Below are 15688 nucleotides of genomic sequence, written 5' to 3' on the forward strand. Positions count from 1 at the left end.
CTCTATGGAATCGCAACGTAGTTTTCTGATAATTGGCCTTGCGCTAGTTAGCTTTTTGCTTTGGCAATCATGGCAAAAAGATTATGGGCCGCAGCCAGTTGTGCCTGTTGAGCAACAACAAACGCAAGAAACATCACAAGGTGTACCTTCATTTGATGACAATGGTAGTGAAGATGTACCTAGCAGTGATAGCGTGCCCGCTGCACAGCCTATTGCTGCGGCGCAAAATACAAACCGTATTATTGAAGTAAAAACCGATACGCTAGATTTACGCATCGATTTGTTAGGCGGTGATGTAGTATCAGCAGACTTACTTAAGTTTCCAGTAGAGCAAGGTTCAGACATTCCTTACAGCCTGCTTCGCTCTGGCAATGGTCTATATGTTGCCCAAAGCGGTCTTATTGGCGCACAGGGTCCAGATGCCAGCAGCAGTGGTCGCCCTGTTTACAACGCGCAAAATGAATTCTATGAAATGACGGGCGACACCCTTGTTATTCCTCTTACCTGGAAAAACAATCAGGGCCTGGCTATCACCAAAACCTTCACTTTCACTAAAGGTCATTACGACGTAAACGTAAGCTATAGCGTTGAAAATGGTACCGGCAGCGCAGCAACGGTTCAGCCGTACGCGCAGCTTAAGCAAGTGATGGAATTTGAAGATGACGGCAACATGTTTATGCCAACGTACCGTGGTGCCGCTTATTCAACGGAAGATGACCGCTATCAGAAATACTCGTTTGACGAGATTGAAGATGACAACCTTCGTGAAACCACAAAAGCGGGTTGGGTAGGCATGCTTGAGCATTATTTTGTGTCAGCATGGGTACCTTCACAAGAACAAACCAATACGCTTTATTCACGTAACTTGAAAAATCAGTACGCAGTCATTGGTGTATTATCACCTTCTGAAAGCGTTGCCTCAGGTGAAACTAAAACTATTGCGTCTACCCTATACATGGGCCCGAAAGACCAAGATAAACTTGCCAAGATTGCTCGCGGTTTAGACCTGACTGTCGATTACGGTATTTTATTTTGGATTTCACAACCGCTGTTTGCCCTTCTTACGTTCCTGCATAGCTTAGTTAATAACTGGGGTGTGGCAATTATCCTTATCACTATTGTAGTGAAAGGCGCAATGTACTGGCTAACCAAGAAGCAATATGAATCAATGGCGCGCATGCGCAACCTAGCGCCTAAGATGCAACAGCTTAAAGACCGCTTTGGCGATGACAGACAGAAAATGTCGCAAGCCATGATGGAGCTATACCGCAAAGAAAAAGTAAACCCGATGGGCGGCTGTTTACCCCTTCTTCTACAAATGCCTATCTTCCTAGCCCTTTATTGGGTACTGATGGAAAGTGTTGAACTACGCCATGCAGACTTTGTGCTCTGGATTACTGACCTTTCTACAAAAGACCCATACTTTGTACTGCCTATTCTAACAGGCGCGAGTATGTACCTATTGCAAAAACTTCAGCCAACCACTATTACTGATCCAATGCAGCAAAAAATCATGCAGTGGATGCCGGTAGCAATGAGCGTGTTCTTCCTGTGGTTCCCTGCAGGTCTGGTACTATACTGGCTAGTTAGTAACGTGATTACCTTGGTTCAAGCCAAAATGATTTATGCTTCCATGGAGAAGCGGGGCATCAGCAGTAAATAACACGCTGATCAATTAATTATACAGCCCGCCTATGCGGGCTGTTTTGTCTTAAAAGATAGAGGATTAACCTGTGCCATCATTTGATATTGTTTCAGAAATCAACATGGAAGAAGTTCGTAACGCCACCGAGAACGCCAGCCGCGAACTATCAACGCGTTTTGACTTTCGCGGCATCGATGCCAGCTTTGAATACAAAGATAAAACCGTGGTTATGAAAGCCGAGGCTGAATTCCAACTTCAGCAAATGGAAAGTATGTTTAGAACGGCGATGTCTAAGCGCAATGTAGATACCTCATCAATGGACGTGAAGCCTTATGACGCTCACGGTAAAACTTATCGCCAAACCATTGCGTTTAAGGAAGGTATTGAACAACCCACGGCAAAGAAAATTGTAAAGCTTGTGAAAGACGCAAAAATCAAAGTGCAAACCGCTATTCAAGGTGAAGAACTTCGCGTAACTGGGAAGAAGCGCGATGATTTACAGCAAGTAATTTCGCTGGTTAAAGAGTCGAACTTAGGCCAACCTTTCCAATTTAAGAACTTCCGCGACTAATTATGGAATCACTCACCCTTTCTACCGACACTATTACTGCACAAGCGACAGCGCCCGGTCGTGGCGGCGTAGGTATTGTGCGTGTTTCAGGTCCTAAGGCTAAAGCCATCGCAGAGGCGTTAGTACCAAGCGCACTAACACCACGTCTTGCGACCTACACGCCGTTTGTTGATGCTAACAACAGCGTAATAGACCAGGGCATTGCACTGTTTTTTAAAGGGCCAAACTCTTTTACCGGAGAGGATGTGCTTGAGTTACAGGGCCATGGAGGCCAAGTAGTGATGGACATGCTGATTGATGCCGTGCTTGCAACGGGCCATGCCCGGCTTGCCAACCCCGGTGAATTCAGTGAACAAGCTTTTTTAAATGATAAATTAGACCTTGCGCAAGCGGAGGCGATTGCCGACTTGATTGATGCAAGCTCTAAACAGGCAGCCAAAAGTGCGCTGCGTTCACTGCAGGGTGAGTTTTCCACACAAATTCAAACGCTATCCGACCAAATCGTACACCTTCGTATGTACGTAGAGGCCGCCATTGATTTTCCTGAAGAAGAAATCGACTTTTTGTCTGATGGAAAAGTATCGGGTGATTTAAGCGCCATCATGCAAAGTCTTACTAAAGTGCGCGAGCAGGCTAAACAAGGAACCTTGTTGCGCGAAGGTATGCAGGTGGTTATAGCGGGGCGCCCTAACGCCGGTAAATCGAGCTTATTAAACGCCCTAGCAGGACGTGATAGCGCTATTGTTACTGATATCGCCGGTACTACACGCGATGTATTAAAAGAGCACATTCACATTGATGGTATGCCGGTGCATATTATTGATACTGCAGGTCTTCGTGAAAGCCCAGATAAAGTAGAGCAAATAGGCATTGAACGTGCGTGGCAAGCTATTAACGAAGCTGACCATGTATTGTTTGTTGTAGATTCTACCGCAACGTCAGTTATCGACCCTTACGAGATTTGGCCAGAATTTATGGCGCGCTTGCCACAAGGCATTCCCGTTACCGTAGTTCGCAATAAAGCGGACTTAAGTACCTTAGATATCGGACAAAGTAAGGTTGCTACCGAACAAGGCGATATCTCGGTTATCAACTTATCTGCTAAAGAAGGTAGCGGTGTCGATACGCTAAAAGCACATCTGGCAAAAACAATGGGCTTTGATACGACCACCGAAGGTCAGTTTATTGCGCGAAGACGACACATAGATGCACTTGATCAAGCCTACAGCTATGTAAGCACTGGTGAACAGCAGCTACATGACGCCATGGCCGGTGAATTATTGGCTGAAGAGTTACGTTTGGCGCATCAAGCGCTATGTGAGATAACGGGTGAGTTCACATCCGACGATCTCCTTGGCAAGATTTTTTCATCATTCTGTATCGGCAAGTAGCGTAATAAACAAAGTGATAAGTAAGAAGGTGAATAACCTAACGGATAAGACTTACTTACGTTAAGACGATAATCGAAAATAGAGAAGCAACCCAATAATGAGCAAGCATTTTGAAATCATCGTTGGCACCATGTTAGGCGCCGCAGAATACGTGGCAGATGCCATTGCGGAAAAGCTTGATGCGAGCGGGCACACCCACACTATTCACGCTGAACCTAATCTGGACGAGATAAAAACAGAGTCAACGTGGATCGTGTGCACGTCTACCCATGGAGCAGGCGAACTACCTGACAATATCCAACCGTTTGCAAAACAGCTAGAAAATGCTGATTTAAGCTTAGTGAACGCCTACGTTATTGGATTGGGCGACACAAGCTACGACACCTTTTGTTTCGGTGCGAAAGAAATGGAGAAGCAGATAAAAAACGCAGGTGGCACATTAATCACTGATGCCCTTTACATTGATGTGCTTGAACATCCTATTCCTGAAGATGCCGCCGTAGAATGGTTTGAAGAAAAGCTGGCCAATGCTTAACAACACCATCAATGTGGACATTGCACTATGAACAGCAATCTTACCCAAGCTGAACTAGCGGCGTTGCAATCTCCTCTTTCTAACGATTGCCGGGTGCTTTATTTACTGGGGCTTCGAATAGGTGCAAATTCAGCAACGACATCGTCTGCGCCTATTGATTACAAGCAGCTATTAAATTTACTAAACGGCGACGACAAAGAAGAACCCTATCAGCGTGGCCGACAGATCAATAGCTTGGTGAAGCAGCTTGAACAAGTGGGGTTGGTCGCCCTGCCCATCGAACTTGATCTTGAACACACGATTAATGGAAAAACCCTGCTTCTTCCACTTCTAAGCGAGCCCCAGTCAGACTTTGATCAACTGCATGCTCGGCATAGTGCAATGACAGCTAATTGGACACCTAATAAAGCGCTGTTTGAAGAGATGGCCTCGCTACTCGGTATCATTGATAAGACATTTGATGACAATGAGGTGGGTGAATTCATCGCCTACTGGTTGGGAAGACCGAGTTCTGTGTTTAGTGAATTTCAATGGACGCAAAAATTTGCCAACAATATCAAGCGAAAGCGCTTGGCTTCAGGCTATGCTCCAACAAAAGTGGTAGGTACTCAGCAAGTGAAAGTTGCAGCCGGCATAGAAGCAGATGATAATGCTAGAAAGCTGGTGGAAAAGTATGCCGCAACAAAGAAGAGTTAATTCATTATGGATCGTATAACTGACAAAATTGCTAATCTTGCCAAAGCGCTTAAAAAAGATGTCGATCCCAATGGTGAGTACATCGACTACAAAACGCTGCGCAAGCAGTATGAAGCGAAAGCTAACGAGGAAGTGTCACAACTACAGCAGCGCAGTAAGAAAGCGCGTGTAGAAGCTATCCATGGCCGTTCTGACTTAAATCCAAAGTGGACGTTTGCCAACTTAGTGGAAGACAGTGACGATGTTATAGAAGCTGTTTCTATCGCACAGTCGTTTATTGCTGCTCATGATGATCCAGCGTGGCGCCAAAGTGGCTCTCATATGATGATTTTCTACGGCGATTATGGTCGCGGTAAGTCTCATATTGCAGGCGCTATTGCCCATCAACTTATCGAGCAATATGAGATCTCTGTGCTATACCGTCAGCTTTCAACTCTGCTCGAAATGCGCAACTTTTCTTTTGATTTCTCTGCTACCGATAATGCTAGTCAGCGTTTCAGAGAAATTAACCAAGAGCTTTTAGACGTAGATTTGCTTATTTTAGATGAGGTCTGTGTCAACGAGTCTGCACTTAAGAAAAACGCACAGAGCTGGTTTGGGAACTTGCTACGACAGCGCTTAGTGAATAAGAAAAACTGTATCTTAATCACTAATCACAACTTAGCCGAACTTGAAAATGCCCTTGGCCGTTATTGTTTCGAATCGATTAAAGAGTACGACACGTACAAAGTGCGATTCCAAGGCCCAAGCCGCCGTGAAGGCCTAACTATCGAACAAGAAGATATGCAAGGCTCTGTTGCACAGCCACGCTATCAACCTAACCAGGTGCGCTAACAGCACCTGGTTTACGCCATTTTAATCCATTGCCCATTCTTCGTTTTATCTTTTAGAAACGCTTATTCTCTTCACAGTCTGTGTTAATTGAGAGTGGATCAATCAATCTGTTGATCTCTGGTTTAACCACATAATACTGTTCCAATACGTAGATACACACATCGATCCCGTTCATTCATACGATTGAATCACCTTACTGCTTCACTTTATGGTTTAAAATGTGACTGTATTTCGGACAGTGCTGATATTTTTATTGTGAGAAATAGCTAATTTTGAAGAAAATAATTTCGTTGTTAATAAAGTTACGCACTTTTTTAAAAAGACACATTAATGTGATCGGACGATCTAATCACAGCTTTTGAAAAAGATCTCCTCCACAATGTGATCACGCTATAACGCACGTAATAACACGATCTTTTGATCGCAATACATAAATAGCAAACATTTTATCCCCAGTTGGATCACATCTTGATCACCCCTGTGGATAGGATCCTACAAACCACTGTGCATAAGCTTTGATCGAAAAAAGAATAACTTTTCAAAGGATTCGGGGTGTGGATAAAAAGGCCATTTATACACAAGTTTGAGGTAGGGTTATGGATCGGGGTTTCCCAATGTTATTGATCGCGTAACTTGATGATCTTAATGTGCTTTGATCGGTTACCCACAGATCTTCATGATCCTAATAAAAGTAAAAATAAACAGATCTAAAAGAGATCTTAAGATCTTATAATTCGATCACACCTTTTCAAAAACTCGTTTTGAGGAAAATTTAATCATTTTCTTTATTCAATAAGTCAGATAGAATACGCGCCCTTTTTTCAGCAGTCTCTGCGTGAAAAAAATTAGTTTTTAATCGGCTTATCGTAAGTTAATAGTGAGGTTTAACCATGTTTTATGCTGAAGCATTTGATGTCATCGTTGTAGGTGGTGGACATGCAGGTACAGAGGCGGCACTTGCAGCTGCTCGCATGGGAGCAAATACGCTTTTGCTAACTCACAATATCGAAACGATCGGTCAGATGTCCTGTAACCCAGCAATCGGCGGGATCGGAAAAGGGCATCTTGTAAAAGAGATCGATGCGTTAGGCGGTGCTATGGCTCTGGCTATCGACAAAGGTGGAATTCAATTTAGAACACTGAACTCTTCAAAAGGCCCAGCGGTACGTGCTACTCGTGCACAAGCTGACAGAACGCTTTATAAAAACGCCATTCGTGACATTGTAGAAAATCAAGAAAACCTAACTTTGTTTCAACAAAGCGTTGACGATCTCATTGTTGAAAACGATCAGGTGTGTGGCGTTGTTACGCAAATGGGCCTGAAATTTAAAGCTAAGTCAGTCGTGCTGACAGTAGGCACCTTCCTTGGCGGTACCATTCACATTGGTCTTGAGAACTATCGCGGCGGTCGTGCGGGCGATCCTCCGTCTATTGCTCTTGCAGAAAGACTTCGTGCGCTTCCATTTCGCGTTGAGCGTTTAAAAACAGGGACGCCAGCAAGACTTGATGCACGCTCATTAGATTTTTCTGTGATGCAACCTCAGCCTGGTGACAATCCAACGCCGGTATTCTCGTTTATGGGTGATAGAAGTATGCACCCTACGCAGATCCCTTGTTACATCACGCATACCAATGAAAAAACTCACGATATCATCCGCGGTGGATTAGATCGCTCACCCATGTTTACAGGGGTTATCGAGGGTATTGGTCCGCGTTACTGCCCAAGCATTGAGGATAAGATCACACGTTTTGCCGACAAGACTTCGCATCAAATTTTTGTCGAGCCAGAGGGCTTAAACAGCATTGAAGTTTATCCAAACGGTATTTCAACCAGTTTGCCGTTTGACGTGCAAATGAATCTTGTTCGCTCGATCAAAGGTTTTGAGAACGCGCACATTGTTCGCCCGGGTTATGCGATTGAATATGATTTCTTTGACCCACGTGATCTGAAACAAACATTGGAAACTAAGTTCATCCGAGGTTTGTTCTTTGCAGGGCAAATTAACGGTACCACTGGCTATGAAGAAGCGGGTGCGCAAGGCTTAGTAGCGGGCGCGAACGCAGCGCTACAAGTTCAAGAAAAAGACCCGTTGATTTTACGCCGAGACCAAGCATACATGGGCGTACTTATCGACGACTTAGCCACCATGGGTACGAAAGAGCCGTACCGCATGTTCACTAGCCGTGCTGAGTACAGACTTCTGCTTCGTGAAGACAATGCCGATAGCCGCTTAACCGCGATGGGCCGAGAGATTGGTCTTGTTGATGATGCGCGCTGGGCGAAATTTAACGATAAGATGGAGGCGGTAGAAAGTGAACTACAGCGCCTTCGCGGACAGTGGATCCACCCTGATCATGCAGCTACACCTGAACTCAATCCTATGCTGAAAAATCCGGTGAGTCGTGAACATTCTCTTGAAGAACTGATACGCCGACCAGAAATGACGTACAGTCAGTTAATGGAAATTGAGAGTATAGGCCCAGGCCTTGAAGATCCGATTGCTGCAGAGCAAGTAGAAATTCAAATTAAGTACGCTGGCTACATTGCCCGTCAAATGGATGAAATTGCGAAAACGCAGCGACACGAAAATACGTTGTTGCCGGTGGATATGGATTTCAGCAAGATTTCTGGCCTGTCGAATGAGGTGGTTACCAAATTAACCGAAGCCAGACCGGAAACAATCGGTAAAGCGTCGCGCATTTCGGGCATTACCCCGGCGGCCATTTCTTTACTGCTGGTTTATCTTAAAAAACACGGCATGTTACGCAAGCAAGAGAAAATTAGTGCGTAAAACACGCGCTTAATTCATCAGGCTACTCGCAGCGCTTAGTTTTTCCTGTTTATTCGCGTATTATGCTAGTCATAATTGCCTTAGCTATGCGAAAGCTAGAAAAACTAGGTGCTTACCATACAGTTCTATTGTTCCTCTTCACTAGCGTCGTGCGGCTTTTACTTAACGTACATTTGATTCGTACGTGAATAAGTCGCAATGATTAGCGGCGATGGAAGTGTAACAAATGCATAAAACAGATTGCGGTTCGCCGCTAATGTTTATGTCAAAGACTAAGTTAAGCTTAAGACTTCAACGCGAACAGACAGATTTTTCAATGACGATAAAGCAAGAATTGCATACCATTTTGGTTTCTGGACTTGATGCCCTTTCACTAGATTTAAGTGATAAGCAACAGCAGCAGTTAATTGACTATGTGCTGCTCATGGATAAATGGAATAAGGCGTATAACCTCACTTCCGTTCGGGATCCAAAGCAAATGATGGTAAAACATATTCTGGACTCGTTAGCGATTGTCCCCTTTCTTGAGGGTGACAATATCATTGATGTTGGTACAGGCCCTGGCCTTCCAGGTATGCCGTTAGCCATCGCGTTTCCAGATAAATCTTTTACGCTACTTGATTCATTAGGCAAACGCGTACGGTTTATGACCCAATGTGTGCATACGCTTGGTTTAACTAATGTGACTCCTGTGCAAAGCCGCGTAGAAGAGCACAATGGCGATAGACCTTACGATATTGTGCTAAGTCGAGCTTTCGCTTCGCTAAAAGATATGTTGCACTGGTGTCAGCATCTGGTAGATTCTGAAGGACAATTTTTGGCGCTTAAAGGTCAGTTTCCAAAAGATGAAATAGAAGAAGTGAGTGATCACTTCCATGTGAGTAAGACGGAAAACCTCACTGTGCCAAATTTAGTAGGCGAACGACATCTGGTTTGGCTAAAAAAGAAATAGCCGAAAAATAGAAAAAGACGAAAACAGGATCTAACGTGGCTAAGGTAATCGCGATCGCGAATCAAAAAGGTGGTGTTGGGAAGACAACCACCGCAGTTAACGTGGCAGCGTCAATGGCAGCAACCAAACGCAAGGTATTGCTAATTGATCTCGATCCACAAGGCAATGCCACCATGGGTAGCGGCGTTGATAAATACGACGTTGAATCTACGGCATTCGAGTTGTTAGTTGAAGAGAAGCCCATTAACGATGTCATCGTTAAAGCGACAAGCGGCAAATACGACCTCATCGCTGCAAACGGTGACGTGACCGCAGCAGAAATTAAGCTGATGGAAATGTTTGCTCGTGAAGTAAGGCTTCGTAATGCGCTAAAGCCAGTTATGGACTACTACGATTTTGTCTTTATCGACTGCCCGCCTTCACTTAACCAATTAACCGTGAACGCCCTAGCTGCAGCTGATTCGGTAATGGTGCCCATGCAGTGCGAATACTATGCACTTGAAGGTCTTACGGCCCTTATGGATACCATTCAAAAATTAGCGTCAGTGGTGAATCCTGAATTGAAGATTGAAGGCGTATTGCGTACTATGTACGACCCGCGCAACCGCCTTGCTAACGACGTTTCAGAACAATTGAAGCGCCACTTTGGTGAACAAGTTTATCGTACGGTTATTCCGCGCAATGTTCGCCTAGCTGAAGCGCCGAGCTTCGGTACGCCAGCGATGTACTATGATAAGTCATCGACAGGTGCTAAAGCCTACCTAGCATTGGCTGGTGAAATACTGCGCCGTAGGGACAAAACATCGCCTAAACAGGCAAAAGCTAGTTAAACACAATAAGCTGAATACCATCAGCACATGCCATAGAGGACACTATGTCAGCACGTAAAAGAGGCCTTGGCCGCGGTTTAGATGCGCTACTCGCAACCAGCCAATCATCTGCTCAAAAAGAACAAGATGTCGCCGAGGTAAATTCAACCAACGGTGAGTTAAGTAAACTGCCTATTGAATACTTAGTGCCAGGCAAATATCAGCCTCGTAAAGACATGTCACCTGAGGCATTAGAAGAATTAGCCTCATCTATTCGGGCACAGGGCATTATTCAGCCGATTGTTGTGAGAAAAGTGGATGAACACCGTTATGAAATTATCGCCGGTGAGCGTCGTTGGCGCGCTTCACAATTAGCACAACTAGACGAGGTGCCGTGTTTAGTCAAAAACGTACCTGATGAAGCTGCCGTTGCTATTGCTCTTATCGAAAATATTCAGCGTGAAGATCTTAATGCAATGGAAGAGGCTCAGGCGCTAGACCGTTTAATGAGCGAATTTGCGTTAACTCATCAAGAAGTGGCAGAAGCGGTGGGTAAATCTCGTACAACCGTAACTAACCTACTTCGTCTGAACAATTTGAACGACGATGTAAAACTGTTAGTTGAGCACGGTGATATTGAGATGGGACATGCCCGCGCCCTTTTAGCTTTAGAAGGCGAAACTCAGTCAGAAACAGCGCAAGTGGTTTCGGGTAAAGGTCTTACCGTTCGCGATACTGAAAAGCTCGTTAAAAAGCTATTAGAGCCCGCGAAGCCAAAGCCTGAGAAGAAAGTTGATCCTGATGTTCAAAATCTTATGACTCGGCTTTCAGAAAATTTAGGCACGCCTGTGGTCATCGACCATAACGCTAAAGGCAAAGGTAAGCTAACGATAAGTTTTAGTGACCTTGAACAATTAGATGGAATTATCTCTAAAATTCAATAGTTTATATTAATAACGGCCGAAGTGGTTCCCTTGCCTACCCGCAATTGACATGCTGTCCGACACTAGCAGCGGACACTCTCCTTTCCGGTTATAGCAATAGAAAATTTTCAGAATAACTTTCAAAAAGCGTTGTACTGTTGAAAATTGTCGGTAAAACAGTATACTTCTGACGCTTTTTGTAAGACGTGAACAAGCTGCGAGTAAAAGTGACGAACAAGTTAGCAAAACGCGGGTTAGACCTCGCCAAGAAAGGGCTACTTTTTCAGGCTGTCACGGCCCTATTCGTTACGGTCATCGCAGGTGCTGCAGGAGGAAGTCATTCCGCTATGTCGGCAGCGGCAGGGGCTTTAATTAGCATTTTGCCTGCGATAGTGTTTGCTGGCTTTGCATTTCGCTATGCAGGCGCTAGCAAAAACGACCTTGTTGCACGAAGTTTTAGCCAAGGCTCAAAAATGAAGCTGGCACTGACAATCATTTTATTTGTAATTGCGTTTAAAGGCTTGAATGCTACGCCGCTTGAGATTTTCGCAGCGTTCGTGATTACAACTGCTAGCCATGCGCTAGCCATGTTTCATTACGGTACGAAAGAATAAAGACAACGCAAGGCGTTGCGATAACGAAAATAACGTAATCGACCGATTGAGACTAAAGAACCAGTCACCAAATTTTTACACTTTACAACTTGGGTTAAACAATGGCATCTGAATATACTACCTCAGAATACATCAAGCACCACTTGACCAATGCCACCATGTGCTCAACTGACAACGGAATTGCTTTTAACAAAGCGTGTTCTGATGCTGGTTTTTGGGCATGGCATGTCGATACGTTGGCATGGTCTATTGGTCTTGGTTTACTTTTCCTAATCATTTTTAGAAGCGTTGCTTCAAAAGCGACAACCGGCGTACCTGGAAAAATGCAGGCGTTTGTTGAGCTTGTTGTTGAGTTTGTTGACGACAACGTTAAAAGCACTTTCCACGGTAAAAGCGCACTTATCGCGCCATTAGCACTGACCATCTTTGTATGGGTATTGCTAATGAACCTTATGGATCTTGTTCCAGTTGACTTGCTACCTACCATCGCGGGCCTAATTGGTTCTTCAGCGTTTGGTATGGACCCTCACGATGTATACATGAAGGCGGTACCAACCACTGACCTTAACCTTACGTTTGCACTAGCAGCGGGTGTATTCATCCTAATTCTTTACTATTCAATCAAGATGAAAGGCATTGGTGGCTTTACTAAAGAGCTTACTATGCAGCCTTTCGGTCACCCGCTTTTCATTCCGGTGAACTTTATTCTTGAAACCGTTACTTTGCTTGCGCGTCCGCTTTCACTAGCGCTGCGTTTGTTCGGTAACCTGTACGCAAGTGAGCTAATCTTCATTCTTATCGCGACGATTGGCTACTTCCAGCTTCCACTGCACTTCATGTGGGCTGTGTTCCATATTCTGGTACTTCCGCTTCAGGCGTTTATATTCATGATGCTAACCATCGTGTACTTGAGCCTAGCGGCAGAAGACCACTAAGAATTAACGGGTACCGGGAATACGTTTGTCGGTACCGTTTTTAACCGAGTTTTATTTTAAACATTAACCTTAACTAAACTTTAAATCGGAGATTTAAACATGCTTGCAATCGCAGTTGCTATCCTAATTGGTATGGGTGCTCTTGGTACCGCTATCGGCTTCGGTCTTCTAGGTGGTAAATTCCTAGAGTCTGCTGCTCGTCAACCAGAACTTGCACCACAACTACAAGTTAAAATGTTCATCGTAGCGGGTCTTATCGATGCTATCGCGATGATCGGTGTTGGTATCGCACTATTCCTATTGTTCGCTCCACCTCAGTACCTACTTTAATTCATACTCTAGCGAACTTTTATGAGGAGAGGCGATAGTGAATATTAACGCCACTTTTATTGGTCAATTAATCGCCTTCGCTGTGTTCGTGGTGTTCTGCATGAAATATGTATGGCCTCCACTGATGGCAGCGATTGAAGAACGTCAGAAAAAAATTGCCGATGGGCTTGAAGCTTCTGAACGTGCAGAGAAAGACCTAGAGCTAGCTCAAGCGAAAGCAACAGAGCAGCTTAAAGATGCGAAAGCGCAAGCAGCTGAAATTATCGAGCAGGCCAAAAAGCGCGCCAACCAATTGGTTGACGAAGAAACGCAAAAAGGCCATGCGGAACGCGAGAAGATTATCGCTTCTGGTTATGCCGAAATTGAAGCTGAACGCAATCGTGCCAAAGAAGATTTGCGCAAGCAGGTTTCTGCACTTGCAGTAGCTGGCGCACAGCAAATCTTACAACGTGAAATCGATGCAAACGCACAAAACGACATTGTTGAAAAACTTGTCGCTGAGCTTTAATAGGGAGATGAGCCATGTCTGAATTGACTACTGTTGCTCGTCCTTATGCTAAAGCTGCTTTCGATTTTGCTGTCGAGAAAAATGCCGTTGCAAAATGGCAAGAAATGCTCACCTTCGCAGGTGAAGTAGCAGTAAATGAAGATATGCACCAGTTACTAACTGGTGCTATCGCCGCTGATACGCTAGCCGACATTTTTAATAATGTGTGTGGTGAGCAACTCGACGAACACGGTCAAAACCTAGTAAAGGTTCTGGCTGAGAATAAACGTTTAGCCGCGTTGCCTGAAATTTCTACTTTGTTTGACGCATTTAAAGCGGATTACGATAAAGAAGTAGAAGTGGACGTAACCTCAGCATCTACGCTGACTGATGCCCAAACAAATGAATTGGTAGCATCTTTGGAAAAACGTTTGGCACGTAAAGTGAAGCTTAATTGTAACGTGGACCCTGCCCTGATCGCTGGAATGGTAATAAATGCCGGTGATACAGTAATTGATGGTTCCGTAAAGTCGAAATTGAACCGTCTAGCAGACGCGTTGCAAGCATAACGGGGATAAGAGCATGCAACTTAATTCCACTGAAATTGCTGAACTGATCAAGAAAAGAATTGAACAGTTCAATGTAAGCAGTGAAGCACGTAATGAAGGTACTATCGTCGCAGTAACTGACGGTATTATCCGCATTCATGGCCTTGCAGATGTAATGCAGGGTGAAATGATTGAGCTTCCTGGAAGCCGTTACGCAATTGCACTAAACCTTGAGCGAGACTCTGTAGGTGCAGTTGTTATGGGTCCTTATGCGGACCTTAAAGAAGGCGATAAAGTACAATCTACTGGCCGTATTCTTGAAGTACCAGTAGGTAACGCACTACTAGGTCGTGTTGTAAACACACTAGGTGAGCCTATCGATGGTAAAGGCGCAATTGATGCTGCTGGTTTCGAGCCAGTTGAAAAAATTGCACCTGGCGTAATTGAACGTCAATCAGTAGACCAGCCTGTACAAACTGGTTATAAGTCAGTTGATGCCATGATCCCAGTAGGTCGTGGTCAGCGTGAGCTTATCATCGGTGACCGTCAGTGTGGTAAAACAGCAATGGCTGTCGACGCTATCATCAACCAAAAAGGTACAGGCATTAAATGTGTGTACGTAGCGGTTGGTCAGAAAGCGTCTACTATCGCTAACGTGGTACGTAAACTAGAAGAGCACGGTGCCCTTGACCACACTATCGTGGTTGCAGCATCTGCTTCTGAGTCTGCAGCGCTTCAATACCTAGCGCCTTACTCTGGTTGTACTATGGGTGAATACTTCCGTGACCGCGGTGAAGATGCGCTAATCGTATATGATGATTTGTCTAAGCAAGCTGTTGCTTACCGTCAAATTTCACTACTACTTAAGCGTCCACCAGGCCGTGAAGCATACCCAGGTGACGTATTCTACCTTCACTCACGTCTACTAGAACGTGCTGCACGTGTAAACGAGCAATACGTTGAGCGTTACACTAACGGCGAAGTGAAAGGTAAGACAGGTTCATTGACTGCGCTTCCTATTATCGAAACGCAAGCTGGTGACGTATCTGCATTCGTACCAACTAACGTAATCTCAATTACCGATGGTCAGATCTTCCTAGAAACTGACTTGTTTAACGCAGGTATCCGTCCAGCGGTTAACGCTGGTATCTCGGTATCTCGTGTTGGTGGTGCTGCACAGACTAAAATCATCAAGAAATTGGGCGGCGGTATCCGTCTAGCCCTTGCTCAGTATCGTGAACTTGCGGCGTTCTCGCAGTTTGCTTCTGACCTTGATGATGCAACTCGTGAGCAACTTGAGCACGGTGAGCGCGTAACTGAGCTAATGAAGCAGAAGCAGTACGCTCCACTATCAATTGCTAACATGGGTGTATCTCTGTTCGCGGTAGAAAAAGGTTTCCTTAAGGGTATCGAGCTTAACAAAATCCTAGATTTTGAAGCCGCTCTTCACTCTTACATGAACAGCGAACACGCTGACCTTATGAAGACTATCAACGAATCAGGTAACTACAACGACGAGATTGCCTCTAAGTTGAACGACGCTTTAACAAACTTTAAAGCGACACAAACTTGGTAATCAATGGTGCTGGTGTTTAACCACCAGCGCAATTCGTTGAGTAATCGGAG

16 protein-coding genes are annotated in these 15688 nt (G+C 44.7%); all 16 read left to right on the top strand.

Going from position 1 to position 15688, the window contains the following annotated elements; translation table 11 throughout:
- Positions 1–4: 4 nt before the first annotated feature.
- On the top strand, positions 5–1663 hold the full coding sequence (gene yidC / locus ACYX4N_RS01580; protein ID WP_476055385.1) for a membrane protein insertase YidC: 1659 nt from the start codon (positions 5–7) through the stop codon (positions 1661–1663).
- A gap of 70 nt (positions 1664–1733) precedes the next feature.
- Entirely contained in the window at positions 1734–2216 is a 483-nt protein-coding gene (locus ACYX4N_RS01585; RefSeq protein WP_334014123.1) for a YajQ family cyclic di-GMP-binding protein, read from the top strand.
- 2 nt (positions 2217–2218) lie between these two features.
- On the top strand, positions 2219–3607 hold the full coding sequence (mnmE, locus tag ACYX4N_RS01590; RefSeq protein WP_476055386.1) for a tRNA uridine-5-carboxymethylaminomethyl(34) synthesis GTPase MnmE: 1389 nt from the start codon (positions 2219–2221) through the stop codon (positions 3605–3607).
- 97 nt (positions 3608–3704) lie between these two features.
- Complete coding sequence (gene mioC, locus ACYX4N_RS01595; protein ID WP_474803328.1) at positions 3705–4142, top strand: FMN-binding protein MioC; 438 nt, start codon at positions 3705–3707, stop codon at positions 4140–4142.
- Between the two features lie 27 nt (positions 4143–4169).
- On the top strand, positions 4170–4838 hold the full coding sequence (locus tag ACYX4N_RS01600) for a DnaT-like ssDNA-binding domain-containing protein (protein ID WP_476055387.1): 669 nt from the start codon (positions 4170–4172) through the stop codon (positions 4836–4838).
- 6 nt (positions 4839–4844) lie between these two features.
- Complete coding sequence (locus ACYX4N_RS01605; protein WP_071960318.1) at positions 4845–5672, top strand: ATP-binding protein; 828 nt, start codon at positions 4845–4847, stop codon at positions 5670–5672.
- An 890-nt stretch (positions 5673–6562) separates the two neighbouring features.
- Positions 6563–8464 (top strand): tRNA uridine-5-carboxymethylaminomethyl(34) synthesis enzyme MnmG, encoded by a 1902-nt coding sequence (gene mnmG, locus ACYX4N_RS01610; RefSeq protein ID WP_476055388.1) that lies wholly within the window; start codon positions 6563–6565, stop codon positions 8462–8464.
- A 316-nt stretch (positions 8465–8780) separates the two neighbouring features.
- Positions 8781–9416 carry a 16S rRNA (guanine(527)-N(7))-methyltransferase RsmG gene (gene rsmG, locus ACYX4N_RS01615; protein WP_476056406.1) on the top strand — a complete coding sequence of 212 codons (636 nt, stop codon included), beginning with the start codon at positions 8781–8783 and terminating at the stop codon, positions 9414–9416.
- A gap of 35 nt (positions 9417–9451) precedes the next feature.
- A complete protein-coding gene (locus ACYX4N_RS01620) occupies positions 9452–10246 on the top strand; it encodes a ParA family protein (protein WP_474803341.1) in 795 nt (264 codons plus the stop codon).
- Between the two features lie 44 nt (positions 10247–10290).
- Positions 10291–11169 (top strand): ParB/RepB/Spo0J family partition protein, encoded by an 879-nt coding sequence (locus ACYX4N_RS01625; RefSeq protein ID WP_179985098.1) that lies wholly within the window; start codon positions 10291–10293, stop codon positions 11167–11169.
- A 206-nt stretch (positions 11170–11375) separates the two neighbouring features.
- On the top strand, positions 11376–11762 hold the full coding sequence (locus ACYX4N_RS01630) for an ATP synthase subunit I (RefSeq protein WP_476055389.1): 387 nt from the start codon (positions 11376–11378) through the stop codon (positions 11760–11762).
- Positions 11763–11863: 101 nt separating this feature from the next.
- On the top strand, positions 11864–12697 hold the full coding sequence (gene atpB, locus ACYX4N_RS01635) for a F0F1 ATP synthase subunit A (protein ID WP_118491053.1): 834 nt from the start codon (positions 11864–11866) through the stop codon (positions 12695–12697).
- 99 nt (positions 12698–12796) lie between these two features.
- A complete protein-coding gene (gene atpE, locus ACYX4N_RS01640) occupies positions 12797–13027 on the top strand; it encodes a F0F1 ATP synthase subunit C (RefSeq protein WP_075177146.1) in 231 nt (76 codons plus the stop codon).
- 37 nt (positions 13028–13064) lie between these two features.
- Positions 13065–13535 carry a F0F1 ATP synthase subunit B gene (atpF, locus tag ACYX4N_RS01645; RefSeq protein ID WP_075177147.1) on the top strand — a complete coding sequence of 157 codons (471 nt, stop codon included), beginning with the start codon at positions 13065–13067 and terminating at the stop codon, positions 13533–13535.
- 14 nt (positions 13536–13549) lie between these two features.
- Positions 13550–14083, top strand: a complete 534-nt coding sequence (gene atpH / locus ACYX4N_RS01650; protein WP_025257159.1) for a F0F1 ATP synthase subunit delta — start codon at positions 13550–13552, stop codon at positions 14081–14083.
- 13 nt (positions 14084–14096) lie between these two features.
- A complete protein-coding gene (gene atpA / locus ACYX4N_RS01655) occupies positions 14097–15638 on the top strand; it encodes a F0F1 ATP synthase subunit alpha (protein WP_269917847.1) in 1542 nt (513 codons plus the stop codon).
- Positions 15639–15688: the final 50 nt, after the last annotated feature.

The sequence above is a fragment of the Alteromonas sp. ABH4_452 genome (assembly GCF_056311825.1).